This window comes from Enterococcus sp. DIV1420a, from assembly GCF_051712165.1.
Taxonomy (GTDB): domain Bacteria; phylum Bacillota; class Bacilli; order Lactobacillales; family Enterococcaceae; genus Enterococcus; species Enterococcus faecalis.
In genome coordinates, this window is sequence record NZ_JBIOOI010000001.1 from 1,996,589 (window position 1) to 2,020,957 (window position 24,369).

General features: G+C 37.7%; 29 protein-coding genes. 18 read left to right on the forward strand and 11 right to left on the reverse strand.

The annotated features are described in order from the left end of the window. Nucleotides 1–95: 95 nt before the first annotated feature. From IGI80_RS10000 to IGI80_RS10015, 4 genes are read right to left on the reverse strand one after another with little or no spacing between them, the layout of a single operon-like run. Nucleotides 96–761, reverse strand: a complete 666-nt coding sequence (locus IGI80_RS10000) for an amino acid ABC transporter permease (RefSeq protein WP_002382114.1) — start codon at nucleotides 759–761, stop codon at nucleotides 96–98. An 11-nt stretch (nucleotides 762–772) separates the two neighbouring features. After that, nucleotides 773–1,486 carry an amino acid ABC transporter permease gene (locus IGI80_RS10005; RefSeq protein ID WP_002363695.1) on the reverse strand — a complete coding sequence of 238 codons (714 nt, stop codon included), beginning with the start codon at nucleotides 1,484–1,486 and terminating at the stop codon, nucleotides 773–775. A gap of 45 nt (nucleotides 1,487–1,531) precedes the next feature. Continuing rightward, complete coding sequence (locus IGI80_RS10010) at nucleotides 1,532–2,359, reverse strand: transporter substrate-binding domain-containing protein (RefSeq protein ID WP_002360586.1); 828 nt, start codon at nucleotides 2,357–2,359, stop codon at nucleotides 1,532–1,534. 34 nt (nucleotides 2,360–2,393) lie between these two features. Then, complete coding sequence (locus IGI80_RS10015) at nucleotides 2,394–3,125, reverse strand: amino acid ABC transporter ATP-binding protein (RefSeq protein ID WP_375344317.1); 732 nt, start codon at nucleotides 3,123–3,125, stop codon at nucleotides 2,394–2,396. Nucleotides 3,126–3,389: 264 nt separating this feature from the next. On the opposite strand from IGI80_RS10015, the gene racE reads away from it, so the two are divergent. The 3 genes from racE to IGI80_RS10030 are packed head-to-tail and all read left to right on the forward strand — an operon-like array spanning nucleotide 3,390 to nucleotide 6,090. Continuing rightward, a complete protein-coding gene (gene racE / locus IGI80_RS10020; RefSeq protein WP_002409874.1) occupies nucleotides 3,390–4,217 on the forward strand; it encodes a glutamate racemase in 828 nt (275 codons plus the stop codon). Further along, the gene (gene rph, locus IGI80_RS10025; RefSeq protein WP_002409873.1) at nucleotides 4,210–5,565 is read left to right on the forward strand and encodes a ribonuclease PH; all 1,356 of its coding nucleotides are present in this window, start codon (nucleotides 4,210–4,212) and stop codon (nucleotides 5,563–5,565) included. The genes racE and rph overlap by 8 nt, the downstream gene beginning before the upstream one ends. 12 nt (nucleotides 5,566–5,577) lie before the next feature. After that, nucleotides 5,578–6,090 (forward strand): metallophosphoesterase, encoded by a 513-nt coding sequence (locus IGI80_RS10030; protein WP_002381991.1) that lies wholly within the window; start codon nucleotides 5,578–5,580, stop codon nucleotides 6,088–6,090. Between the two features lie 93 nt (nucleotides 6,091–6,183). On the opposite strand, the gene IGI80_RS10035 is transcribed toward IGI80_RS10030, so the two are convergent. Next, a complete protein-coding gene (locus IGI80_RS10035) occupies nucleotides 6,184–6,948 on the reverse strand; it encodes a DeoR/GlpR family DNA-binding transcription regulator (protein ID WP_002382117.1) in 765 nt (254 codons plus the stop codon). A gap of 193 nt (nucleotides 6,949–7,141) precedes the next feature. Between IGI80_RS10035 and ulaG the strand changes: the two genes are divergently transcribed. The 10 genes from ulaG (at nucleotide 7,142) to IGI80_RS10085 (ending at nucleotide 15,446) form a co-directional block, all read left to right on the forward strand. Continuing rightward, a complete protein-coding gene (gene ulaG, locus IGI80_RS10040; RefSeq protein ID WP_002366458.1) occupies nucleotides 7,142–8,209 on the forward strand; it encodes an L-ascorbate 6-phosphate lactonase in 1,068 nt (355 codons plus the stop codon). Nucleotides 8,210–8,226: 17 nt separating this feature from the next. Continuing rightward, nucleotides 8,227–8,685 carry a PTS sugar transporter subunit IIA gene (locus IGI80_RS10045; protein WP_002366459.1) on the forward strand — a complete coding sequence of 153 codons (459 nt, stop codon included), beginning with the start codon at nucleotides 8,227–8,229 and terminating at the stop codon, nucleotides 8,683–8,685. Nucleotides 8,686–8,697: 12 nt separating this feature from the next. Continuing rightward, nucleotides 8,698–10,185, forward strand: coding sequence for a PTS ascorbate transporter subunit IIC (locus IGI80_RS10050; RefSeq protein WP_002366460.1), 1,488 nt, complete (start codon nucleotides 8,698–8,700; stop codon nucleotides 10,183–10,185). A gap of 14 nt (nucleotides 10,186–10,199) precedes the next feature. Further along, nucleotides 10,200–10,499: a PTS sugar transporter subunit IIB gene (locus IGI80_RS10055; protein ID WP_002358018.1), complete on the forward strand. Its 300-nt coding sequence runs from the start codon at nucleotides 10,200–10,202 to the stop codon at nucleotides 10,497–10,499. Between the two features lie 13 nt (nucleotides 10,500–10,512). After that, on the forward strand, nucleotides 10,513–11,151 hold the full coding sequence (locus IGI80_RS10060; RefSeq protein WP_435033069.1) for a 3-keto-L-gulonate-6-phosphate decarboxylase UlaD: 639 nt from the start codon (nucleotides 10,513–10,515) through the stop codon (nucleotides 11,149–11,151). A 4-nt stretch (nucleotides 11,152–11,155) separates the two neighbouring features. Beyond that, nucleotides 11,156–12,016 carry an L-ribulose-5-phosphate 3-epimerase gene (locus IGI80_RS10065; protein ID WP_202577556.1) on the forward strand — a complete coding sequence of 287 codons (861 nt, stop codon included), beginning with the start codon at nucleotides 11,156–11,158 and terminating at the stop codon, nucleotides 12,014–12,016. Further along, entirely contained in the window at nucleotides 12,006–12,716 is a 711-nt protein-coding gene (locus tag IGI80_RS10070; protein ID WP_438723351.1) for an L-ribulose-5-phosphate 4-epimerase, read from the forward strand. The genes IGI80_RS10065 and IGI80_RS10070 overlap by 11 nt, the downstream gene beginning before the upstream one ends. 256 nt (nucleotides 12,717–12,972) lie before the next feature. Beyond that, nucleotides 12,973–13,458 carry a cyclic-di-AMP-binding protein CbpB gene (gene cbpB, locus IGI80_RS10075; RefSeq protein ID WP_002386623.1) on the forward strand — a complete coding sequence of 162 codons (486 nt, stop codon included), beginning with the start codon at nucleotides 12,973–12,975 and terminating at the stop codon, nucleotides 13,456–13,458. 80 nt (nucleotides 13,459–13,538) lie between these two features. Continuing rightward, nucleotides 13,539–14,240 carry a 2,3,4,5-tetrahydropyridine-2,6-dicarboxylate N-acetyltransferase gene (gene dapD / locus IGI80_RS10080; protein WP_002358012.1) on the forward strand — a complete coding sequence of 234 codons (702 nt, stop codon included), beginning with the start codon at nucleotides 13,539–13,541 and terminating at the stop codon, nucleotides 14,238–14,240. Between the two features lie 36 nt (nucleotides 14,241–14,276). Next, nucleotides 14,277–15,446: an N-acetyldiaminopimelate deacetylase gene (locus IGI80_RS10085; RefSeq protein ID WP_002393436.1), complete on the forward strand. Its 1,170-nt coding sequence runs from the start codon at nucleotides 14,277–14,279 to the stop codon at nucleotides 15,444–15,446. Nucleotides 15,447–15,490: 44 nt separating this feature from the next. On the opposite strand, the gene IGI80_RS10090 is transcribed toward IGI80_RS10085, so the two are convergent. Beyond that, nucleotides 15,491–16,411: a mechanosensitive ion channel family protein gene (locus tag IGI80_RS10090; RefSeq protein ID WP_002382128.1), complete on the reverse strand. Its 921-nt coding sequence runs from the start codon at nucleotides 16,409–16,411 to the stop codon at nucleotides 15,491–15,493. A 169-nt stretch (nucleotides 16,412–16,580) separates the two neighbouring features. Between IGI80_RS10090 and IGI80_RS10095 the strand changes: the two genes are divergently transcribed. Next, entirely contained in the window at nucleotides 16,581–16,943 is a 363-nt protein-coding gene (locus tag IGI80_RS10095; protein ID WP_002358008.1) for a hypothetical protein, read from the forward strand. 28 nt (nucleotides 16,944–16,971) lie between these two features. Continuing rightward, nucleotides 16,972–17,844, forward strand: a complete 873-nt coding sequence (locus tag IGI80_RS10100) for an aldo/keto reductase (RefSeq protein ID WP_002393437.1) — start codon at nucleotides 16,972–16,974, stop codon at nucleotides 17,842–17,844. 50 nt (nucleotides 17,845–17,894) lie between these two features. On the opposite strand, the gene IGI80_RS10105 is transcribed toward IGI80_RS10100, so the two are convergent. Beyond that, nucleotides 17,895–18,617, reverse strand: coding sequence for a gamma-glutamyl-gamma-aminobutyrate hydrolase family protein (locus IGI80_RS10105; protein WP_002358005.1), 723 nt, complete (start codon nucleotides 18,615–18,617; stop codon nucleotides 17,895–17,897). A gap of 142 nt (nucleotides 18,618–18,759) precedes the next feature. Then, nucleotides 18,760–19,134, reverse strand: coding sequence for a lactoylglutathione lyase (gloA, locus tag IGI80_RS10110; protein ID WP_002358003.1), 375 nt, complete (start codon nucleotides 19,132–19,134; stop codon nucleotides 18,760–18,762). Between the two features lie 148 nt (nucleotides 19,135–19,282). Between gloA and IGI80_RS10115 the strand changes: the two genes are divergently transcribed. Then, complete coding sequence (locus IGI80_RS10115; protein WP_002363716.1) at nucleotides 19,283–19,729, forward strand: NUDIX hydrolase; 447 nt, start codon at nucleotides 19,283–19,285, stop codon at nucleotides 19,727–19,729. Nucleotides 19,730–19,792: 63 nt separating this feature from the next. Here IGI80_RS10115 and yidA read toward each other — a convergent pair whose 3' ends face one another. From yidA to IGI80_RS10130, 3 genes are read right to left on the reverse strand one after another with little or no spacing between them, the layout of a single operon-like run. Next, a complete protein-coding gene (gene yidA / locus IGI80_RS10120; protein WP_002361624.1) occupies nucleotides 19,793–20,605 on the reverse strand; it encodes a sugar-phosphatase in 813 nt (270 codons plus the stop codon). Between the two features lie 18 nt (nucleotides 20,606–20,623). After that, entirely contained in the window at nucleotides 20,624–21,994 is a 1,371-nt protein-coding gene (locus IGI80_RS10125; RefSeq protein ID WP_002357999.1) for a dNTPase, read from the reverse strand. After that, entirely contained in the window at nucleotides 21,991–22,806 is an 816-nt protein-coding gene (locus IGI80_RS10130) for a lipoate--protein ligase family protein (protein WP_002393438.1), read from the reverse strand. The genes IGI80_RS10125 and IGI80_RS10130 overlap by 4 nt, the downstream gene beginning before the upstream one ends. Before the next feature lie 331 nt (nucleotides 22,807–23,137). On the opposite strand from IGI80_RS10130, the gene IGI80_RS10135 reads away from it, so the two are divergent. Next, entirely contained in the window at nucleotides 23,138–23,575 is a 438-nt protein-coding gene (locus tag IGI80_RS10135) for a DUF1934 domain-containing protein (RefSeq protein ID WP_002382132.1), read from the forward strand. Nucleotides 23,576–23,651: 76 nt separating this feature from the next. Then, on the forward strand, nucleotides 23,652–24,269 hold the full coding sequence (gene rpoE, locus IGI80_RS10140; protein ID WP_002357996.1) for a DNA-directed RNA polymerase subunit delta: 618 nt from the start codon (nucleotides 23,652–23,654) through the stop codon (nucleotides 24,267–24,269). Nucleotides 24,270–24,369 lie beyond the last annotated feature (100 nt).

Sequence of the window (24,369 nt, forward strand, 5' to 3'; positions counted from 1 at the left end):
CGAAATTCTCCAAAAATTAAAGAACAATTTTCGGAAATTCCTTCTTATTTCTTGGAGCTAAACACTTTTGTCTCAGCCTCCTGTTTTTAACTACATTAATAACTTTTCGCCCAATTTCGTGAAAGCCAACGTGAAAATTGTGAGATACTAAAGTTAATAATGAAATAAATTAGGGCGACGATTCCGTAAATAGTGAATACTTGTCCTGTTTGTGCGTAGCGCCCCATTAAGATATAAGATTTGCCAAAGAGTTCTTGCAAAGCAATCACGGAATACAAGAAACTTGTATCCTTGATGACAGTAACAAACTGAGAAACAATTGCTGGTAAGACATTGCGAATGGCTTGAGGCAAAACAATATGATAAAGAATTTGCCAATTTGAAAAACCTTGAGAACGTGCCGCTTCAATTTGGCCTTTATCGACCCCATTTAAACCACCACGAATAATTTCCGCTAAAGCAGCGGTGGTAAACACAGTAAAACTCACAATTCCAGCAGGTGTGGATTTGATTTTGAAAATCAAAAAAATAACATAAATCCACAATAAGTTTGGAATATTACGCACCACTTCTACATAAATACTGGCAAGTAACTTCAGTGGTCCATGGGTTTGATTTCGCAAAACGGCTAGAATGGTGCCAAAAATCGTACTCAAAATAATTGAGACGAAGGAAATATAGAGCGTCAATTTTAAGCCGTTAAATAGAAATTGAAAATTATTTGCTGTCAGTAATTGACGCATTTCTTCTGAAAAAGGCATCTGTTTTCCTCCTATCTGCTATATGCTTTCTTATTTTTTTCTTCCATTTTTCTAGCCAAATTCGCTAATGGGAAGCAAAGAATGAAATATAAGAAACCAGCAAGCGCAAAGGCGGGAATATAGTTCAAGTTGACAGACGACCAACTATTGGCAGCAAACATTACGTCTGCGCCAGAAATAATGGCAACTGTTGACGTATTTTTAATTAGGTTCACGACTTGATTGGTTAAAGGCGGTAACATAATCCGCCATGCTTGTGGTAAAATCACATACCGCATCGTTTGACCATACGTTAATCCTTGGGAGTAAGCCGCTTCAAATTGCCCTCTTGGGACAGCTCCGATTCCTGAGCGAACCACTTCAGAAATGTAGGCACCATGATAGAGGCCTACACACAGAATGGCAATCGTAGTAATAGAAAATGAAAGCAGCGGGCTTAGCAGAGGAAAGCCATAATAGACTACGATAAATTGAATCAACAAAGGTGTGTTTTGAAAAAATTCTACATAGACACGACTAATTGCGTGTAAAAGTTTACTTTTGGTCGCTGATAAACTGCCAAAGAAAATGCCTAAAGCAAAGGCAACTAAGATCGCTCCTAAAGAAAGCAGAATAGTATAGAGAAATGCCTGACCAAAAATTCGCCAATCTTGAAATAAAGCCTCCCAACGATATAAGGCAAATGGCCCTTCTTCAAGCCAGGAAATATTGGCTAACAAAAACATAAAAATCCCTCCTAAAATTTTTGATTCTTCAAGTCTTAGGAATGATTAATTTTTTAAGCCCCAGTCTTGATAGATTTTTTCTAGTGTGCCGTCTTTTTCCCATTTTTCAATTAAACCATTTAGATAATCATTTAATTCAGTATTTGCTTTCTTTGTGGTAATCCCATATTCTTGTGGCGAAAAACCATCTTTTAAAATTTCTGTCTTGCCATCCACATAGCCAGATAGGATTGATTTATCCACTGAAAATGCATCAATTCGTTTAGAAGTTAACGCTGTTTTTAATTCTGGATAGGAACCTAATTCTTGATAAGTAAATTTGATTCCTTCCTCTTGCGCTTTTTTCTCTAAGTTTTCTTTTGTCGTAGCAGATTGTGCAACGCCGATTGTTTTTCCGTCTAAATCTTTCATGCTGGAGAAGTTATCCTCTTTGCGCACAAGGAAACCAATCTCATCTGTATAATAAGGAGTTGTAAAATTATAAGTCTTTTTACGTTCATCAGTAATTGTAAATGTAGCAATTACCATATCTAGTTCACCATTGTCTAAAAGGGGACCGCGCGTTTTTGCTGTCACGCCCACAAATTCCACATTCTCTTCGCTGCCGGTAATTTCTTTCGCAATCAAGCGTGCAATATCTGGTTCCATTCCTTCATTTTTGTTTGTATCAGGATTCATATAGCCAAAATTAGGAATGTCTTCTTTGACACCTACTTTAATTTTCCCCGCTTTTTTTAATTGTTCTACTGTGACCGTTTTGTTTGATGAAGCACTTTTTGAAGTTGAGTCATTGTTGCCGCTACCACAGCCCACAATGATGCCTGCTAATACAAGTAAGGAGAGTCCAGCCAGCCATTTATTTTGTTTTTTCATTCCTTCATTCCTCCAATTTTTTGTTTTTTATTCATTACCCGTTATGAATAATTTTACTTAGAAATTCTTTTGCACGAGGGTTTTCAGTGCTTGTAAAGAAATGTTCAGGCGTTCCTTGTTCAATAATCTCTCCTTGGTCCATGAAGATTACACGGTCAGCCACTTGACGAGCAAAGCCCATCTCATGTGTGACACAAACCATGGTAATATTTTGTTTGGAAAGATTGACCATTACATCTAAAACTTCTTGAATCATTTCTGGATCAAGTGCCGAAGTCGGTTCATCAAAAAGGATAATCTCAGGATGCATATTTAAGGCACGAGCAATAGCGACCCGTTGTTGCTGCCCGCCAGAAAGCTGCGAAGGATAAGCAGACGCTTTATCAGCTAAGCCGACCCGTTCTAAATACTCCATGCCAGTACGAACCGCTTCGTCTTTAGAAACGCCCATCACTTTAATCGGTGCTAACGTTAAATTATCAATAATCGTTTTGTGAGCATATAAGTTAAAATTTTGAAAGACCATGGCAACTTTCTGGCGAACCTTTTGAATGGGTGCCTTCGGTTTGGTGATGTCAATGTTATCAATTACGACGGAACCATCATTGACTTTTTCCAATTGGTTCATACACCGAATTAATGTACTTTTGCCAGAGCCGGAGGGTCCGATAATGACAATTTTTTCTCCTTGCTCTACATTCAAAGTAATATCTTTTAAAACGTGATGCTCCCCAAAATACTTATTTACATGTTCTAAAGAAATCATAGGCAGTCTCCTTTGCAATCATTTGGCAGAAAAGATAACAGAGGATTCGGTGAGAAACGTGTTATTTAAATTAAATTAACCAAATGTATTTCTAATTGTATTCTCAATGTTAGGAATTATAACATACAAAAAAATGAATTACTAGTTTTTTAATCGAAAAAGATTTCCTTCAAAAAAAGAAATAAATGAGAGCAAAACAGGAAAAATTGACAATAGTCCTTAAAAAGTAGAAAATAAAGGCAGTGAATAAAAGGCAAAGGTAGGATGAGAATGAGCAATCAAGAAGCCATTGGATTAATTGATTCTGGCGTTGGTGGATTAACTGTTTTAAAGGAAGCGCTAAAACAATTACCAAATGAACGATTAATTTATTTAGGAGATACAGCCCGTTGCCCATATGGTCCACGACCAGCCGAACAAGTCGTTCAGTTTACTTGGGAAATGGCCGATTTTTTATTGAAAAAACGAATAAAAATGCTAGTAATCGCATGTAATACCGCGACGGCTGTCGCATTAGAAGAAATTAAAGCTGCCTTGCCAATTCCAGTTGTCGGTGTTATTTTACCTGGCGCACGAGCAGCCGTTAAAGTCACAAAAAATAACAAAATTGGTGTCATAGGTACCTTAGGGACAATCAAAAGTGCTTCCTATGAAATCGCCATTAAAAGTAAGGCACCAGCAATTGAGGTGACTAGTTTAGCTTGCCCTAAATTTGTCCCCATTGTTGAAAGTAATCAATATCGTTCTTCCGTAGCAAAAAAAATTGTGGCAGAAACACTTCAAGCACTACAATTAAAAGGACTTGATACGTTGATTTTAGGTTGTACCCATTACCCGTTGTTACGTCCGGTGATTCAAAATGTGATGGGGAGTCATGTGACATTAATTGACTCAGGAGCCGAAACAGTTGGCGAAGTCAGCATGCTTCTCGATTATTTTGACATTGCCCATACGCCTGAAGCGCCTAAACAGACCCATGAATTTTATACAACTGGTTCTGCAAAAATGTTTGAAGAGATTGCAAGCAGTTGGCTTGGTATAGAGAACTTAAAAGCACAACAGATTCACTTAGGAGGAAACGAAAATGATTAGACATGATAGTCGTGCACCAAAAGAATTGCGAAAGATCACTATTGAAACCAATGTTTTTAAACATCCAGAAGGTTCGGTGGTTATTTCGTTTGGCGATACAAAAGTAATTTGCTCAGCCACTGTCGAAGAAAAGGTTCCCCCATTTTTACGAGGCGGGGGAACAGGTTGGGTAGCAGCTGAATATAGCATGCTCCCTCGCGCGACGAACACAAGAAATATTCGGGAAAGTGCGAAAGGAAAATTAACAGGGCGAACAATGGAGATTCAACGTTTGATTGGGCGGTCATTGCGAGCTGTTGTTGACTTAGAAAAGTTAGGGGAACGGAGCATTGTTGTCGATTGTGATGTGATTCAAGCAGATGGGGGAACCCGTACAGCTAGTATTACAGGCGCTTTTGTTGCTCTACGCTTAGCAGTCAATCATTTATTGATGACTGGTGCGCTAGCGGAAGACCCAATTAAAGAGCATTTAGCTGCTGTCAGCGTGGGTATTTTACCCGATGGTTATTGTGTGCTGGACTTAGATTACGCAGAGGACTCGAATGCTGCAGTGGATATGAACATCGTGATGACCGAGTCTGGTGAATTTGTGGAAATTCAAGGAACCGGTGAAGAAGCTACCTTCTCAGGAGATGAGTTAAATGCCATGCTCTTTTATGGAAAAACAGGGATTGAGGAATTAATTACGTATCAGAAAGAAGCGCTTTATGCTTTAGCCTCTGAAGAAGTCCCTTCGCAAGATTCAGAAGAGAAAGTGATTGTCATTGCGACTAGAAATCCTGGTAAAGCGAAAGAGTTTAGTTCAATTTTTGGTGAAAAAGGATATACAGTTAAGACGTTATTAGATTATCCGAATTTGCCAGATGTAGAAGAAACTGGTCGAACATTTGAAGAAAATGCTCGTCTAAAAGCTGAAACAATTGCAGAAATTTTACAGAAACCAGTATTAGCAGATGATTCAGGATTAATTGTTGATGCGTTAGGGGGAATGCCAGGAATCTATTCTGCTCGTTTTGCTGGTGAACCAACTAATGATGCTTCAAATAATGCGAAACTATTGCACGAGTTAACGGGCGTGCCAAAAGAAAAAAGACAAGCGCGTTTCCATTGTACATTGGTTTTTGCTGAACCAAAGAAAGAAAGTCTGGTGGTCGAAGCTGAATGGCCAGGAGAAGTCGGTACGATTCCTCGTGGTGAAGGAGGCTTTGGGTACGATTCACTTTTCTATGTTCCAGAGCTTGGTAAGACGGCAGCTGAATTGTCTGGAGAAGAGAAAAATAAAGTCAGTCATCGTGGACAAGCAGTGGCAAAATTAAAAGAACAATGGGAAGAATGGCTAAAAAAATAGGAGTTGAAACGTATGAAAATCTTGGTAGTAAGCGATAACCATGGCGATCGCGACTGTTTAGTTGACTTAGTGAATCATTATGAAGGACAAGTTGATGCACTCTTTCACTGTGGTGATTCTGAATTAGAACCGACAGATGAACTTTGGCAGAAATTAATTGTAGTCCAAGGAAATTGTGATTTTTATGATGAATTTCCCAAAACTGTGACTAAAAAAGTGGGGGATCAAGTTATTTATATGACACATGGTCATTTAGCCAATGTTAGAATGGGACTCACGACACTTGCTTTACAAGCGGAAGAAGCAGGAGCGACAATTGCCTTATTTGGTCACACTCATGTATTGGGCGCAGAGCGACACAATAACATTCTCTTTGTTAATCCGGGAAGTATTCGTTTACCTCGTGGACCAGTTCAAGAGAAAACATATGCCATAATTGAAAGTACACCTGAACAATATCTCGTTCAGTACTATAACAAAGAGCACCAACCATTGGAACGATTAAAGGCAACGTTTACGAAGTAAGTGAATGTTAAGAAATAAGTGCTACTTTTTTATTTATCAGATTTTGAGCGTAGGACAAAAATCTCTTTTTGATTTTTGTCCTACGCTCTTTTTTTAGTCGACTTGGATAACCTTTAAGCCGGTCTTACGAAGTTCTGTAATTAAAGTTGATGAGCAATGTTTGTCTGTAATCAAACAATCAAAAGCGGTAATATCAGCAATTTTAAATTTAGATGTCAAGCCGATTTTTCGATGGTCCGCGACCAGAATTTTTACTTTTGTTGTTTGTTTTATCATAAGCTCATTAATTTTTGCTTCATTGAAAATTTTTGTAGTGACGCCATGTTCTAAACTGACCCCGCTACAGCCAATTACGCAAACATCGGCATGCGTTGCGGTGATTGTGTTAATGGCAATATCTCCTACCAGAACTTCTTTGGGAAAACGTAATTCGCCTCCGGTCAAAATATAATTGTATTGAGAAACATGAGGCTTGGTGGCAATTTTTAAATTATTCGTTACGATGGTCAGATGGTCGGCCTTTAAATAATGGAGAATATTCAAAGCAGTGGAACTTGAATTAATGAAAACGGTATCATAATCACTTAGATAGCTACAAGCAACACGAGCAATGGCTTGTTTTAATAACTCCGGTCCTGATTGATCAAAGTCTTTCTGATTTTGGTCGTTGTAAATACAATACCCATATTTTCGAATGATGTCATTCTTAGTTTCTAAGACATTTAAATCACGACGAATTGTGCTTAAGGAAACATTTAAAGCATCTGCTAATTTATAGGTAGTCATTTGTTTGTTTTTTTGCAGCAGCGCGAGAATGTTTTGTTGCCTTTTTTCAATGGTTTCTAATGAACTTTTCAAGTAATACAACCTCCTTTAGTTATTTTTTTGTACACGGTCCCCCATGAAATAGTATAACTCATAGGAAAACAAAACACGTAAAAGAATCATTAAAAGTGCAAACAATCATATAAAAGGGTTTTCATTGTGATTTTTTGCGGCTATGATTTTCTTATAAAGCATAACACAATCATTTGAGAAGAGGAGTGGTAGCATGAACAAATCGATTCATGAAATTACAAAAGAAAGTTGGTTGAAGGCGACATTTCCAGAATGGGGCACTTATTTAAACGAAGAAATTAATCAGACAAATGTGCTTCAAGGAACGGTTGCACTTTGGTGGCTTGGTTGTACAGGCATTTGGCTGAAAACGCATGAGAACACGAATATTTTATGTGATTTATGGTGTGGAACAGGAAAACAAACGCACGGGAACGGCTTAATGAAAAATGGCCATCAAATGATGCGCATGAGTGGTTGCCAAAAAATGCAACCTAATTTAAGAACACAACCTTTTGTGATTGATCCTTTTGAAATAAAAGAGGTAGATGCTTTAGTTGTCACACATATTCATTCAGACCATTTGGATATTCACACAGCTGCTGCTGTTCATCAAAACTGTCCTAAGGCTCTATTTATTGGTCCAAAAGAAGTAGTGAAAACATGGCAGCGTTGGGGTGTTCCGGCAGAAAAAACACGGGTTATAGAACCTGGTCAAGAAATAAAAGTGAATGATGTGAATGTAGTGGCCTTGGAAGCTTTTGATCGAACCGCGCTAATTACTTCTGATGATCCTGAAAATACATTTAAAGGTAAAATGCCTCAGGACATGAATGAACTAGCTGTCAATTATCTATTTGAAACCTCAGGTGGTACGGTATATCACGCCGGAGACTCTCATTATTCTAACTTGTTTGCGAAACATGGTAATCAATATGCAATTGATGTTTGCTTAGGAGCATATGGCGAAAATCCTCGCGGTATCACAGATAAAATAACTTCTGTTGATATGTTGAGAATGGCCGAATCTTTAAATGCGAAAGTAGTCATTCCTGTTCATTATGATATTTGGTCTAATTTTATGGCGGATCCAAAAGAAATCATGGAAATTTGGAAATTTAAAAAAGATCGTTTACATTATCAATTTAAACCATATATTTGGCAAGTGGGTGGCAAATTTGTTTATCCAAATGACAAAGACAACTTAGAATTTAACTTTGATCGTGGCTTTGATGATGTTTTTGTTAAAGAAAATGATACACCATTTCCTTCATTCTTGTAAGAAAGGCTGGATGTACAATGTTAACTTATTTTTGGGAGCAAGAGCTTATTCATTACCCTGATAAAGAACCGGTTAGTTGGCAAGAGGCGATTCAGGAAAGTTGTTTGATTTTACTCCAAAAACACGTCATCGATCAGAGTTATGTCGATGAGATTATTCAGTGTGTCGAAACGTTTGGACCTTATATCATCATTGCTCCTGAAGTAGCCATGCCACATTCATCAGAGGAAAGCGCAGGCGTTTTTGGAACGGCCATTTCTTTTACAAAATTTAAGCAAGCAGTCACTTTTACTGGCGATCAAGAAGCAAAAACAGCAACATTATTTTTTACATTGGCAGCCCAAAATCCCGCCGAACATCTTGAAAATATTCAGCAATTGATGGATTTATTGATGACGGATGGCGTGATTGCTGACTTGTTAGAAACAAATACGCCAATGGATTTTAAAGAAGTTATGGAGAAATATCAATTATAGGGGGAAAAATCAATGGGGGAGTTCTTGTTAAATAGTTGGACTTATTTTGCTACGAACGTTTTAACACAGCCAGCATATTTGATTGGTTTCATCGTGTTATTAGGTTATCTCTTGTTACGGAGGCCCTTTTATGAATGTTTAGCAGGTTTTCTGAAAGCGACAGTTGGTTATTTTATTTTGAGTGTTGGTTCTGGTGGTTTGGTTAATAATTTTCGCCCTATTCTAGTAGGCTTGAAAGAGCGATTTAATTTACAGGCAATGGTTACCGATCCATATTTCGGGCAAAATGCAGTCGATGCTGGATTGATGAAAACCTTTGGACGAACCTTTGGTGATGTGATGATTTTGTTATTGATCGCATTTATTATGAATATTTTGTTGGTTCGTTTTCAAAAATATACAAAATTGAGAGCTGTTTTTACAACAGGGAATGTTCAGATTCAACAAGCAGCTACCGCTTTCTGGATTTTACTCTTTTGTTTTCCTAACTTAGGTAGAATCGAAGTACTAATTTTTATGGGCTTAATTCTTGGGTGTTATTGGGCAGTTGCTTCAAATTTAACGGTAGGGATTACGCAGGAATTAACAGAAGGTGCTGGTTTTGCGGTAGCCCATCAACAAATGTTTGGCATATTTATTTTTGCAAAATTAGCAGAATGGTTGAAAAAACGTGATCAAAAGAAACATCGTTCAGAGAAGGTCGATAAAAAATTGGAAGATATTGAATTACCAGGATTTCTATCCATTTTTAATGAAAATATGGTTGCTACGTCCATTTTGATGCTCTTTTTCTTTGGCATTATCTTGCTTGTTTTGGGACAAGATTATTTAATTCAAGCTAAATTTATGCAAGAAGGGCAGAGTTTCTTCTTTTATATCATGACCACTTCATTAAATTTTGCTGTCTATTTAGCTATCTTACAATTAGGCGTTAGAACCTTTGTCGACGAGTTGACGCAGTCATTCCAAGGGATTTCAAATACCATTTTACCAGGCGCTGTTCCTGGGATTGACGTAGCAGCGACTTTCGGATTTGGCTCGCCCAACGCAGTAACAATTGGGTTTCTCTTTGGCGCATTAGGCCAGTTTTTAATGATTGGCTTACTGATTCTATTAAAGTCTCCGACAATCGTTATTGCGGGTTTTATCCCATTGTTTTTTGATAACGCTGTCATAGCTGTTTATGCAAATAATCGTGGCGGAGTAAAAGCTGCTTGTTTATTCCCATTCCTTTCAGGTTTAATCCAAGTAGGTGGCTCAGCTTTATTTGCTACATGGATTGGATTATCTCAATATGGCGGTTATTTGGGCATGTTCGATTGGGCGACAGCTTGGCCGTTATTTACAATCATTATGAAAGTTCTAGGCTATGTTGGCGTAGCAGTGGTGGTGATTGGGTTACTAATAATTCCGCAACTTCAGTATCGAAAAAATCCAGAAGGTTACTTTATGATTGTCAATGATTATGAACAATATGCTAAAAAATTTCAAGAGAATTAAAGGAGGAATTTAAAATGAGAATACTTGTTTCCTGTGCCAATGGTTCTGGCACGAGTCTAATGATGATGCGTAGTGTTGAAAAAGCAATGAAAGAACTAGGTGTACCGATTACAAAAATTCATCATTGCGCCATTTCAGAAGGAAAAAGCTCTGCTAGCCAATACGACGTTGTTTTTACTCCAGTCAATTTTTTACAAATGTTTCAGCAAGCAGAAAAACGTGGAGTCACAGTGATTGGCATTAAAAATGTAATGTCTGCAAAAGAAATTCAAGAAAAATATATGGCTTCAGATCGTTATCAAAAATCTGAATAAAAGGATGGGAAAGATGAAAAGACCAAACTTACAAATCGCTTTAGATCATAATAGCTTAGAAGACGCTTTAGCAGATTGTATGAAAGTCGGAGAAATTGTCGATATTATCGAAGTTGGCACTATTTTGTGTTTACAAGAAGGCCAAAAAGCAATTCGTTGTTTAAGACGCATGTTTCCTAATAAAACAATTGTTGCTGATACAAAATGTGCTGATGCGGGCGGTACAGTTGCTTGTAATGTCGCACAAGCAGGCGCTGATTTCATGACGGTCATTTGTTGCGCCACCTTGCCAACGATGGCTGCAGCTCAAAAAGAAGTCCGAGAATTACAAGTAGAACTATATGGAAATTGGACAATGCAACAAGCTCGACAATGGCGAGAATTAGGGATTAATCAGGTGATTTATCATCAAAGTAGAGATGCTCTTTTAGCTGGCGGCAGTTGGGGAGAGAAAGATTTGAATAAAGTTCAAGAACTAATTGACTTAGGCTTTGAAGTGTCCGTCACAGGTGGTTTAACTGTCGAAACGCTTGAATTGTTTCAAACAATGGCAGTTGCAACATTTATTGCGGGCCGTGGGATTACTGAATCAAAAAATCCTGAACAAGCAGCCAAAGATTTTCAAAAAAAAATCGATCAGATTTGGAAGTGATAAAATGGCACGAATTGGACTGTATGAAAAAGCACTCCCGCAAAATTTAACTTGGGCAGAACGATTCACATGGGCCAAAAAGTTAGGGTTTGATTTTTTAGAAATGTCAATTGATGAATCCGATGAACGTTTAGCACGATTGGCTTGGACACCAAGCCAGTTACAAGAACTTTCTCAATTAATGGTGAAAGAAGATTTTTTTATCCATTCTTTGTGTTTAAGTGGTCATCGGCGGTTCCCTTTAGGCTCTTTAAATAAAGAAATACGTGAAAAAGGACGGGAAATTTTATCTCAAGCGATTCGTTTGGCTCATCAATTAAACATACGGGTGATTCAAATAGCTGGCTATGACGTCTTTTACGAAGAAAAAACTGCCGAAACAAGGGAATTTTTTCTTCAAGGTCTGAAAAAGGGCGTTGAGGAAGCTGCACAATACGGTGTCATTCTGGCTGTTGAGATTATGGATGACCCTTTTATGAATAGCATACAAAAATTTCTAGAAATTAAGGAACAAATTCCGTCTCCTTTTTTGCATGTTTATCCTGATTTAGGTAATTTGTCTGCTTGGCCGGAAAATAATCCGGCGGTTGAGCTTGAAAAGGGAATTGCTGAAATCGCTGCTATTCACTTAAAAGATACCTTCGCTGTAACAGACACATTTGAAGGGAAGTTTCGGGAAGTTACTTTTGGAGAAGGCTGTGTTGATTTTACAGGCTTATTAAAAACACTCAAGCGGTTAAACTATAGTGGTCCTTTTTTAATTGAAATGTGGAATGAAACGGATTTGAATTTTCAAGAAAAAATTCAAGCCGCGCAGCAGTATCTCTATCCCAAATTAGCAGAGGTGGGTTATTATGAACAATAAAGCGATCATCCAAGCAATGAAACAACGTGTTTATGAAGCGAATCTGGCTTTGCCAAAACTGGGCTTAGTCAAATTAACGTGGGGCAATGTTAGTGAAATCAATCGGTCATTAGGGATTATCGTAATTAAACCAAGCGGCGTCAAGTATCAAGAAATGACCAAGGAACAGATGGTAGTGACTGATTTAAAGGGACAACTATTGGAAACCAATGCATTAAAGCCGTCTTCTGATTTACCCACGCATCTTTATCTTTATCAAAAAATGCCAGAAATTGGAGCGATTGCGCACACGCACTCCCTGAATAGTGTTACGTGGGCTCAAGCAGGGCGAGCCTTACCTCCTTACGGTACCACCCATGCGGATGCTTTTTATGGCGCTGTACCTTGCATAAGAGCGCTCTCTGAAAGTGAAATTAAAGAAAACTATGAAGAAGAGACTGGCAAAGTCATTGTTGAAACATTTCATGAACAAGAACTAGATCCTTTAGCAGTTCCAGGAGTGCTAGTTTATGGACATGGCCCATTTACTTGGGGAATGACTCCGGAAAAAGCAGTTGAAAACAGCTTGATTTTAGATGAAATCTGTTCAATGGCACGTTTGACGGAAATAATTAATCCAGCTGTTGAACCAATTGATCATTTTTTATTGGATAAACACTATCTTAGAAAACATGGAATTTCCGCTTATTATGGTCAGTGATGGCTGTGATGAAACGTGTGAAAAAGAAGAATAATTGACTGATTAATTGGTCTTTTATAAAAACTTAGTTGTCTGTTATGGGACAACTAAGTTTTTATTTTTTTAAGAAAGCGTTCTCTTTTTTTGGGGAGAATAGAACAAAACGTTAATTTTCGTTTGTTAAGTTATGAAGAATTTGCGAATTCCAAGACTTTTTCCGCAGAATTAGGTACAATAAGTTACGTGTTAAAGAATTAGAAATGGAGGCAACCCAATCATGATAGGGACTGCTGTAAAAGAATTATTATTAGAAAAACAAGAAACGTTTTTAGTACCCGCCGAAAATGTCGCCAACGTAATGTGTTTAAATCCATTAAGTCATGCGGCATTAGTCTTATCGCAAGTTCGCTATTCCAAGATTCCTGTGTTAGATAAGGGAGATCGCTTTGTTGGCTTAATCGGCTTGACAGACGTTGTAGATAAAATGTTTGATTTGACTTCAGTGGATTTTGAAAAATTGAATGAATTTACTGTGGCCGATGTAATGGAAGTCAATGTTCCTGTAATTGGTGAATCGTGGGATTTAGAAGAAGTGTTACATTTATTAGTAGATGCTTCTTTTTTACCAGTGGTTGATGATAATCAACGCTTTAAGGGCATCATTACACGCAAAGAAATTTTAAAAGCGGTCAATCATATGGCGCATGAATTAGAAAAACATCATCTTGTTCTGCCTAAATCAGAAGAAATGAAAGTAATTTAAATAAAACGCAAGAAACTCTTTACTTTTTTCTCATAAATGCGTTATTCTGTATGATAACACGAAGTAAAGGAGTGCTGTGATTGGACGCATATGAGATTATTCAGTATATTGGCGATGCCAAAAAGCAAACGCCTGTTAAAGTAACACTGAAAGGGCAATTAAAAGAAGTCACGTTTCCGGAAACAATTAAGGTCTTTAATAATTGTAAAACTGGGACATTGTTTGGCGATTGGGCTGACGTAAAACCTTTTTTAGAAGCAAACAAAGAAAAAATTGAGGATTATGTTGTAGAAAATGATGCACGTAACTCAGCAATTCCTTTTCTTGATCTGAAAGACATTAATGCTCGGATTGAACCAGGTGCTTTGATTCGCGAAAAAGTTGAAATTGGCGATCAAGCGGTGATTATGATGGGGGCTATTCTAAATATTGGCGCCGTCGTTGGTGCAGGGACTATGATTGATATGGGCGCTGTTTTGGGCGGTCGTGCAACTGTAGGAAAGCATTGTCACATTGGCGCAGGAACGGTTTTAGCTGGTGTCATTGAACCACCAAGTGCCGCACCTGTGGTTATTGAAAACGAGGTTGTCATTGGAGCGAATGCGGTCGTACTAGAAGGGGTTCGTGTTGGTGAAGGTGCCGTTGTGGCTGCTGGTGCAGTAGTTGTGGAAGACGTTCCAGCGCATACCGTTGTCGCAGGCGTGCCAGCAAAAGTAATTAAACAAATTGATGATAAAACCAAGAGTAAAACAGAGATTTTAGAAGAATTACGTAAACTCTAAAAATAAATTAGTCAGTCGCGATGAAGAAACTTCTTCATGGCGGCTTTCGATTACCCAAAAAATGAAGGAGTGGCTTTTGTGGAGCAAGAAGAATTAATTGCGATTAGACGGCAACTACATCAAATACCTGAAATCGGTTTAGAAGAAAAGGAAACACAAGCCTTTTTACTTAATGAAATTGATAAAATGAAGCAACCTTATCTGCAAGTTCGAACATGGCAAACGGGGATTTTAGTCTTCATAGAAGGCAAAAATCCTCAGAAAACCATCGGCTGGCGTGCTGATATTGATGGTTTGCCTATTCAAGAGGAAGTGGTTTCTGCTTTTCAATCAAAACGACCAGGGTTTATGCATGCCTGTGGGCACGATTTTCACATGACAATCGGTTTAGGGGTTTTGAAAGAATTAAGTCAACAGCAACCGGACAATAACTTTTTATTTTTATTTCAACCTGCTGAAGAAAATGAAGCAGGGGGGATGTTGATGTATGAAGACCACGCGTTTGGTGAGTGGTTACCTGATGAATTTTATGCGCTTCATGTTAATCCTGATTTGCCAGTCGGAACTATTAGTACCAGAGTAGGGACATTGTTTGCTGCCACTTGTGAAGTGAACATTACCTTAAAAGGGAAAGGTGGACATGCGGCTTTTCCACATCAAGCAAATGATATGGTCTTGGCGGCCACCAATTTAATTCAGCAAGCGCAAACGATCGTTAGTCGAAATGTTGATCCTGTGGTTGGGGCAGTCGTTACTTTTGGGACTTTTCATGCAGGGACTGCCTGCAATGTGATTGCCGAAGAAGCAACTTTATCTGGTACAATTCGCACATTGACAGCAGAAACGAATGAACAAACGCAGCGAAGAATTCGCGAAATTAGTGAAGGTATTGCGCAATCTTTTCAATGTGAAGTAACTGTTCATCTTGATCAGAAAGGGTATTTACCTGTAGTGAATGAGCCCGCATGTACCACGAATTTTATTGAATATATAAGCAAACAAGCAACAGTTCAATTTCAACAAGCACCGGTTGCAATGACAGGTGAAGATTTTGGCTATCTATTGTCTAAAGTCCCAGGCACGATGTTTTGGTTAGGCGTGGCAAGTCCCTACAGCCTTCATTCTGCTAAGTTTGAACCCAACGAAGAGGCGTTATTGTTTGGAGTGGAGGCAGTTAGTGGGTTTTTAAAATCATTGGACAATTAGAAAAACAGCCACCAGATAACTAATAAATATCTGGTGGCTGTTTTTTATTTTGCAATAATGGGCGTATTGGGAATCGTAAAGCCGGCCTCTGTTAATGCTTTGATATATTGGGCTAGAAATTCTTCTTTGACCGCAAATTGTTTGCCGTTTAGTACATACATGGTCGTTCGCACCGCAAAGTTGCCATTGCCTAAATCGACCATACCAAAAATATCTGGCCCAGTTTGAATACTTTCGATATACTTTTCTTTTAACGTTTCATTGACTTCTGTAATCACTTCACAAATTTTTTCATAACCTTCTTCAGGATTGATGCGGACATCAATTAACACTTGCATATTGGCACGAGACAGGTTACTGATTGTGGTGATGTTTCGGTTTGGAATAAAATGAACAGTTCCATCAACTGCTTTAATTTGAGTGGTTCGTAATCCGACAGAAGTAACAGTTCCTTCAATATTTAACGCCAATAAGCGAATATAATCACCTACATCCATTTGTTGTTCTAAAATAATGAAAAATCCGGTAATTAAGTCATTCATGAATCCTTGAGCCCCTAAACCAATGGCAACACCGGCAATTCCCGCTCCAGCTAATAATGAGCCAACAGGCACACCGACAATGGTCAAAAGAGAATAGATGAAGAAAAAGAACAGCGTATATTGAAATGCATTAATGATTAAAGTGTGTAACGTTTTTAAACGGCTTTCACTAAAATGTTGCTTTTTACTATAATTTGCATAGGTGCGATCAATTAAATATTTCCCGATTCGCTGAATAATAAAAAATAGAAAAATTAAAAATAAAATTGATAAACTTTTTTCAATTAAGGTAGCGACAATGGCATCCCAATTAATATTGTTCCAAAAGCGTTGTAGCGCGCTCACTTTTTTTACGGTCGCTTCTGCTAAATCAGGAGCAGAAGAATCGACTGTTTCAGTACTGGCTAAACCAAGTATCAACATAAAAATCCAACTTTCTCTAAAATTTCTTCTTTTAGTATACTAAATCTCTCGGCGAAAGGGGAAGAAAATAGAAAGTTTTTTTAAAGACTTAACATGTTTTTTTAGGAATGTTATAATTTTGTAAATAAATAATATATTTTATAATTTTGTTAAAGGTTGTGAGTGCTGCGTGAAAGTTTCAATTGAATGGGCAAAAAATGATTTACTTTCTAAATTACCTGTAACAATTTTTATTGATGAGCGATGTGCTACTCGCTTGACGGCTGACAAGCGACGAACATTTATCTTCCATAATCCAGTCGCTTTACGATTAGGGAGTCGTTTTTTTAGTAGTCAGATAATCGAAATTGCGGAATCATGTACATTGAAAGTTTCCTTTAATTGGTCCTGTGTTTATCTCTTTTGTATCTGGTTACTTGCAGTTAAACTGTGGATTGGAAGCGTTAGCGGTCGAACAATTGTAGTTGTGGCACTAATCGGAGTGCTGACTTATTGGCGTCGTTACTTATTAAAAATAAAGAAAATGACCTGACAAGTCGTGATTGTTTCGTGAAAGAAGAATGCGTAGTATACTAAAAGTAATGAAAATGAAGGGACTGAAGAAACACATGACTTTGGATAAAACAAAAAAATTAGCAAACGGCAATGAAATGCCACGCCTAGGTTTAGGTGTTTGGCGTGTAGAAGATGGCTCAGAAGCAACAAATTCAGTAAAATGGGCTTTAGAAGCGGGTTATCGCTTGATTGATACGGCAGCCGTTTATAAAAACGAAGTAGGGGTGGGCGAAGGCATTCGTCAATCGGGTATTCCCCGCGAAGAAATTTTCGTGACGACGAAATTATGGAATGAAGATCAAGGCTATGAAAATGCGATTAAAGCGTTTGATAAAAGCTTAGAAAAATTAGGGCTAGACTATGTTGATTTATATTTAATTCACTGGCCTGTTGCTGGTAAATATAAAGAATCATGGAAAGCATTAGAAGAAATTTACGCAAGTGGTCGTGCCAAAGCAATTGGCGTTTCCAATTTTCATCAACATCATTTGGAAGATTTATTAACAGAAGCAAATGTTGTGCCAATGGTGGATCAAATTGAATTACATCCTACGTTAACACAAGAACCGCTACGAAAATATTTAGCCGAAAATAAGATTGCCGTGGAGGCTTGGTCTCCTCTAGGACAAGGTAATTTATTATCTGAACCAGTACTAGTGAAAATTGGTGAAAAATATGGTAAATCAGCGGCCCAAGTGATTATTCGTTGGCACTTACAAAATGATATTATCGTGATTCCTAAATCTGTTCACGAAAAAAGAATTCAGGAAAATTTTGCTGTCTTTGATTTTGAATTAACACCAGAAGAAATAACCGCAATTAATCAGTTAAATAAGGATCATCGTTTTGGTGCAGATCCAGATAATTTTGATTTTTAAGTATGATAGCAAGTAAAAACGGAGGGGCGAAAGACGTCCCTCCGTTTTTACTATAATTTTTGAACAAAGTAGTTAAAGAGTGCTTGGGATTTGGCATCACGTGCGTACATTAGTTCAGGATGCCATTGAACAGCTAATAAAGGCTGCTGTTCATTTGTTGATTCCACTGCTTCTGCAAGGCCATCAGAGGACCAAGCAGTAACGCGTAAATCTTTTCCTAAAGTATGTAGTGCTTGGTGATGGTACGAGTTGACTTGACCAGTTGTACCATATATGTTTGATAATTGACTGTCTGGTTCAACATCAATACGATGCGTCGCAAAGATTGGTTGAGTGGGTTGTTGTCCGTGCTTAACTGACCATTGAGGATACATCGATAAATCTTGATATAATGTGCCACCTAAAGCAACATTGACTAATTGCATTCCACGGCAAACCGCAAAAATAGGTTTGTTTTGTTTTAAGGCTTCTTCAATTAGGGCTAACTCAAACTCGTCACGATCACGATTCGTTTCTTCTAATTTTATATGGGGTTCTTGTCCGTAAAATTCAGGGGCAACATCTTGACCGCCTGCTAAAAGTAGTTTATCAATTTGTTGTATATACGTAGCGGCTAATTCTTTGGGGCCAATTGGCAAAACGAGAGGAACGCCACCTGCGGCTTGAACAGCGCTAACAAAACCTTGTGGGGTGTAAGTCACTTGGTTACCGTGAAACACTTCAGCTGCCTGCAAAAGTTGATTGCCAGCGATTCCAATAATTTTTTTTGTCATAATAACATCACATCCTCAATAAATTCATACGTTCTATTGTAGCACTTTTTTTGAAAAAAGTGTTTGAGAAGAAGTCGAGACAAGTTTTGTCTCGGACAGCTCTCAAACACAAAAAGCTCAGTAAGTGAACAAGTGAAACTTTTTAACGTTCACGAATGACTTCGATTTTATAACCATCTGGGTCGACAACAAAGTAATAAGATGGTGCAGTTCCAGGTAAGCCTTTTAAGTCAGTAACAGTTAAGCCAGCCGCTTGATGTTTTTCGTGTAATCCTTCTAAATCATCTGTACTGATGGCGATATGACCATAACCGTTTCCTAAATCGTATGCTTCATGATCATAATTATAAGTTAGTTCTAGTTCGTAGTCGTCTCCTGGTAAAGTTAGATAAACCAAAGTAAATTTATTTTCTGGAAAATCACGACGGCGACTTTCTTCAAAATTGAAGGCTTTTTGATAGAAATCTAATGATGCCTCTAAATCTTTTACACGCACACATGTATGAGCCATTTTCATAGTTAAAAACTCCCTTTCAAACTTAATTATATTTCCAACGTTAATAGTAGCATAGATAAACGTGAAATGTAGAGAAAAACGCTTGGTTTCTGACTTGTTCTAAAGGAATTTCTCAGGTAAAATAGATGAAAAGAGAAGAGGTGCGCCAATGAAAACGCCAACGTTTGGAAAAAGAGAAGAGACATTGACCTATCAAACAAGATATGCTGCATACATTATTGTTTCAAAGCCAGAAAATAACACAATGGTTCTGGTACAAGCGCCAAATGGAGCTTATTTTTTACCAGGAGGCGAAATTGAAGGCACCGAAACGAAAGAAGAAGCGATCCATCGAGAAGTGCTAGAAGAATTAGGAATTAGTGTAGAAATTGGCCGTTATTTAGGGGAAGCTGATGAATATTTTTATTCGAACCATCGCCAAACTGCCTATTATAATCCTGGATATTTTTATGTAGCGAATACTTGGCGGCAACTTAGCGAACCCTTAGAAAGGACCAATACTTTACACTGGGTTGCACCAGAAGAAGCAGTCCGTTTATTAAAAAGAGGAAGCCACCGCTGGGCCGTTGAAAAATGGCTAGCGGCAGCATCATAAAATAACGAATAACCCTCAATCTATGTTGATTAGATTGAGGGTTATTGTTATTGAAAAGAATGTTTAAATTAAAACCATTTTTTCAATAATTTGAGCGACACCATCTTCGTCATTACTAGTGGTATGCACATCGGCAATTGTTTTAACATTTTCTGTCGCATTGCCCATCGCAACACCAATCCCAGCGTAATCAATCATGGATAAGTCATTTTCATTGTCACCAATGGCCATCACTTCGTCTTTATTTAAGCCTAAATGGTCTGCCAATTTTGCTAGAGCATTGCCTTTGCTAGCATTTTTATTCATGATTTCATAGTAAAAAGGCGTACTTTTAACAGTCGTATATTTTTCGGTAAAATGTAATGGTAATTTTGCAATGGCAGGATCTAAAACTTCTGGCTCATCAATCATCATCATTTTAATAATGTTCATCTCTGGTGTCATTTCATCCACCGTACGATATTTCAAAGGCATGTTCACTAAAGATGCTTCGTGAATCGTATATTTACCAATATTGCGATTGGCAGTGTAAATAGCGGAATCATCAATTGTGTGCAAGTGAGCGCCGACTTTACGAGAATACATTTCAATTTCTAAAAAATCCTCATAACTCAAGGTATAGCGTGAAATAATCGTATTATCTTTGGTTGCTTGGACAAGCGAACCGTTGTAGGTAATCACGAAATCATTTTCACCATATAAGGCTAATTCATCCAATTGTTCTTTCACGCCTGGCAAAGGACGGCCTGTACATAAAACAATACGAACACCTTGATCATTTGCTTTTTGGAGCGCTTCTTTGACTCGTGGGGTAATCTTGTGTTGTGAATTTAGCAATGTTCCGTCGATATCAATAGCAACTAACTTAATTGACATAGAATCCTCCTAGAAAACCTATTTTTTTAAAACTAACGCACCATTATGAATGTAACTTGAAAACTCACGATACGTCTCATCAAATAAATCGTAATGTTTTTTATTTCCTTGGTCAAGCATTTCTTTAGGGAAATAGAAACGTTCATCTCCTTGACTTTGACCAGCAAGTGCTGCAACTAGGGGACTGACCGTTGCCAATTCCACTAATGAGCCATCTTTTTGCATCAATTCAATTTGTGTACGATGACGGTCTTTATTTGGACGATAAAAATCGTAAGGTAAATCATAGCTTGAATTAATGGCAGTATAATATTTAGGGTTGAAACCAACTTTTTCAATCAATTCCCTTAAATAAGCAATCGTTGCTGCGCTCTCTTTTTCGTTCGTAAAGGTGGCTGACTTCAGAGGCTTACGCATAAGGAAACGTTTGGCTAAATCACCTAGAATTGAATCAGGCACATCCATCCATTGTGTAAAGTACGTAGAGAGGACGCCATCATCCAATTTTAAATATTCTTGTAAGGTGAAGTCCCCTTTAAAGAATGGTACAAGCAGAGAGGCTTGTAAATCATAGTCAAATTCAGGGTTTTCAAATAATTCTTTCGCCCGATGCAATAAATGATCAAGAATCACTTCCATCCCACGAGAAACAGGGTGGAAATAGACTTGGACATACATTTGGTAACGACTAACGATATAGTCTTCCACCGCATGCATCCCATTCATAGCAAAGGCAATGCCTCCTTTGTAGGGTCGAATCACACGTAAAATTCTAGTTAAATCGAAAGTTCCGTATTCCGTCCCTGTAAAGTATGCATCACGTAACAGATAGTCCATGCGATCGGCATCAATTTGACTAGAAATCATTTGCACCACTTGAGGATTTGGGTATTGTTTAGTAATAACGCTGGCGACTTTTTCAGGAAAATCTGCCGAAACACGATTTAAAATTTGATAGACTTCCGTTTCTGGTGAGGTGATGATTTGGACCGTGATTGCTTCATGGTTTGTATCAAAAATATGCTCGAATGTATGTGAATAAGGACCATGACCGACATCATGTAATAAAGCTGCGCAAAGTGTAATCAGGCGCTCGTCGTCATTCCAGCCGTTTTCACCTAATCGTTCCACAGAGTAGTTACGTTGGAAAATCTCACAAATCCGACGTGTAATTTCGTAAACACCCAAAGAATGGGAAAAACGACTATGTTCGGCACCGTGAAACGTAAAAGAAGAAGTACCTAGTTGCTTAATGCGACGTAATCGTTGCACTTCAGCAGAATTAATAAGGTCTAAAATCACTTGATGTTGGACATGAATATAATTATGGACGGGATCACGGAAAACTTTTTCGATTGGTAATCGTTGCTCTTTATACGGAATCGTCATACGATCTCTCCTTTAATTAAGGCGTTTCGTTGCGCCATTTTTTCCAGCTGGACAGTTAAATTTGTTTGAAACCATTCTGAGGTTATAATTAGTTCGGTTAAGTTTGGATCAATAGATTTTTCAAATTGTTGAGGTAATGCTTCGATTAAACGGGTTTTTACGGCGTCTATTGTTAATGGAGTCTCTATCAGGGTTTCTAAATTTGCCATCACTGTTGGATCAACGGGTGGATAGCCATTTTCACCAAATTGTTCTTGTAAGCCAGCAAGGTAAAAGTCTCGAACCACTTCTCCACGAGCAAGTTGATTGCCGTTAACGCTGATGTAAATCATGACAGCAATACCGTCTTTGACGCGTCGTTGGGCAATCCCAGCAAACTTTTGACCGCCAATACTTAAATCATAAGTACCGGGACAATAGGATGTAGTAATTTCAAAGGCGTCAATCTCTTTCTCCGGAAAACTCTGACGGAGCCAAGCCCACATTAATTCATAAGCCGCATCGATACTTAATTTGTGTTCAGAATTATTTGGTAAAATAAGTGAAACATTTAAAATACCCGAATCGGCAATCACCCCTAAACCGCCGGCATTGCGAACGACTACAGAATAATCGTTTTCTTGCAGAGAAGTGATGCCTTCTTTTAGATGTGGTACACGGGTATCTTTCATGCCAAGAATCATTGCTTGATCCAATTGCCAGAAATGAATGATTGGTTGGTGCTGCATTCCTGAAAAAGTAGTTAAAACATCGGTCAAGGCAAAAGGTAAAAAATAGTCACTGTTTGTTAAACAACCTGAATCAAGGAGCATAAATGATTCGGTGTGAAGGGGAAAAGTTGTGCTCATAAAAAACGTCCTGTCTATTTATAATTACGTCATTTAATACGTTTATTTTCTTACTCTCTCTTATATTATATACAAAAAACGCAAAAAAGCATGTTATATAAACGAATTCTGAAGGAATTCTCTAAAATAGTAAACGGTTTTCTTATTAAATAGATGAAACAAATGCTTGCAACCCGTGAAAAGAGCTTATACAATAAGAAAAGGTACATAAACAAGGAAAAATTGACTTTAGTTGACAAATACATTGAAAAAGTCAACAATAAGAAAGTTATATTTTGGAAAAGGAGTGACCATTATGGATTTATCAACAGGCGTTCCTGTATCGATTCAACTAAAAACGATTGTCCAACAAGGCAACGAACAAAAAGATTTTTTCTTTGACTTAGAAGGTCAATTAGTAAAAATGGGTGATACATTATACATTCGTTACAAAGAAGAATTATTAGAGGATACAGAACCAACCCCCGTAACCATTAAAATTGAACCAGACGGGCATGTTCAGCTGATTCGTGCCGGCGAATTACGGATGCGTTTAAGATTTGGCTATCAGGAAAAATTAGATACAAGTTATCGAACCCCTTATGGCTTGCTGCAGATTAGTACGTTTACACATAATTTGCGTGTTAGTTTAAAAGATCAACCAATGTCTGGTAAGATTTTAGTTGATTATGATTTATACTCTCAAACAGAGCGAATCGGAGAATATCATTTAGAATTAGAATTTACTGCATAAATATTGCAGAATAGAATTGATTTTTTTTCAATGTTTTTGTATGATAAGGAGTAGACTGTGAAAGGACGTGTACCTCTTGGAAATTAATGTATTTGAAGGGTTAAACAAAAAAGAATTATCCATGATTGAAGTAGCACACGCTATTTTAGAACAACATGCAGATGTAATGGATTTTTCTGATTTAGTTAACCAAATCCAAAATTATCTTGGCAAGTCTGATAGTGAAATTCGTGACCAATTAGCACAATTTTATACAGATTTAAACATCGACGGTAGCTTTATCTCATTGGGAGACAATCGTTGGGGCTTACGTTCATGGTATCCAATCGATTCAATCGATGAAGAAGTTACACATGGCTTGGAAGAAGACGAAGAAGATGCACCACGTCGTAGAAAACGTAAAAAAGTAAATGCCTTCATCACTAATCCAAACGATGAAGATGTAATTGACTATAACGATGACGATCCAGAAGATGCTGAATTAACAAATGATGATGAAGAAGACATCTTGTACGATGATGAAGAAGATGAAGATGAAGAAATCAAAGCATACAACTCTGACTTACAAGAGATTGGTGCAGATTCAGACGATGATGAAGAAGATATTCCGCAAATCGAAGAAGATTTAACGATCATTGATGACGATGATGTTGAAGATGAAGACGATTTTGATGACGAATATTCTGAAGAGTAAGAAACCAAAAAGCTTGATTCCTAAGAAGGAGTCAAGCTTTTTAGTTGAATGCCCAAGAAAAATGAGAAAATAGAAAAAATTATTTTCTTGAATAGAAGTA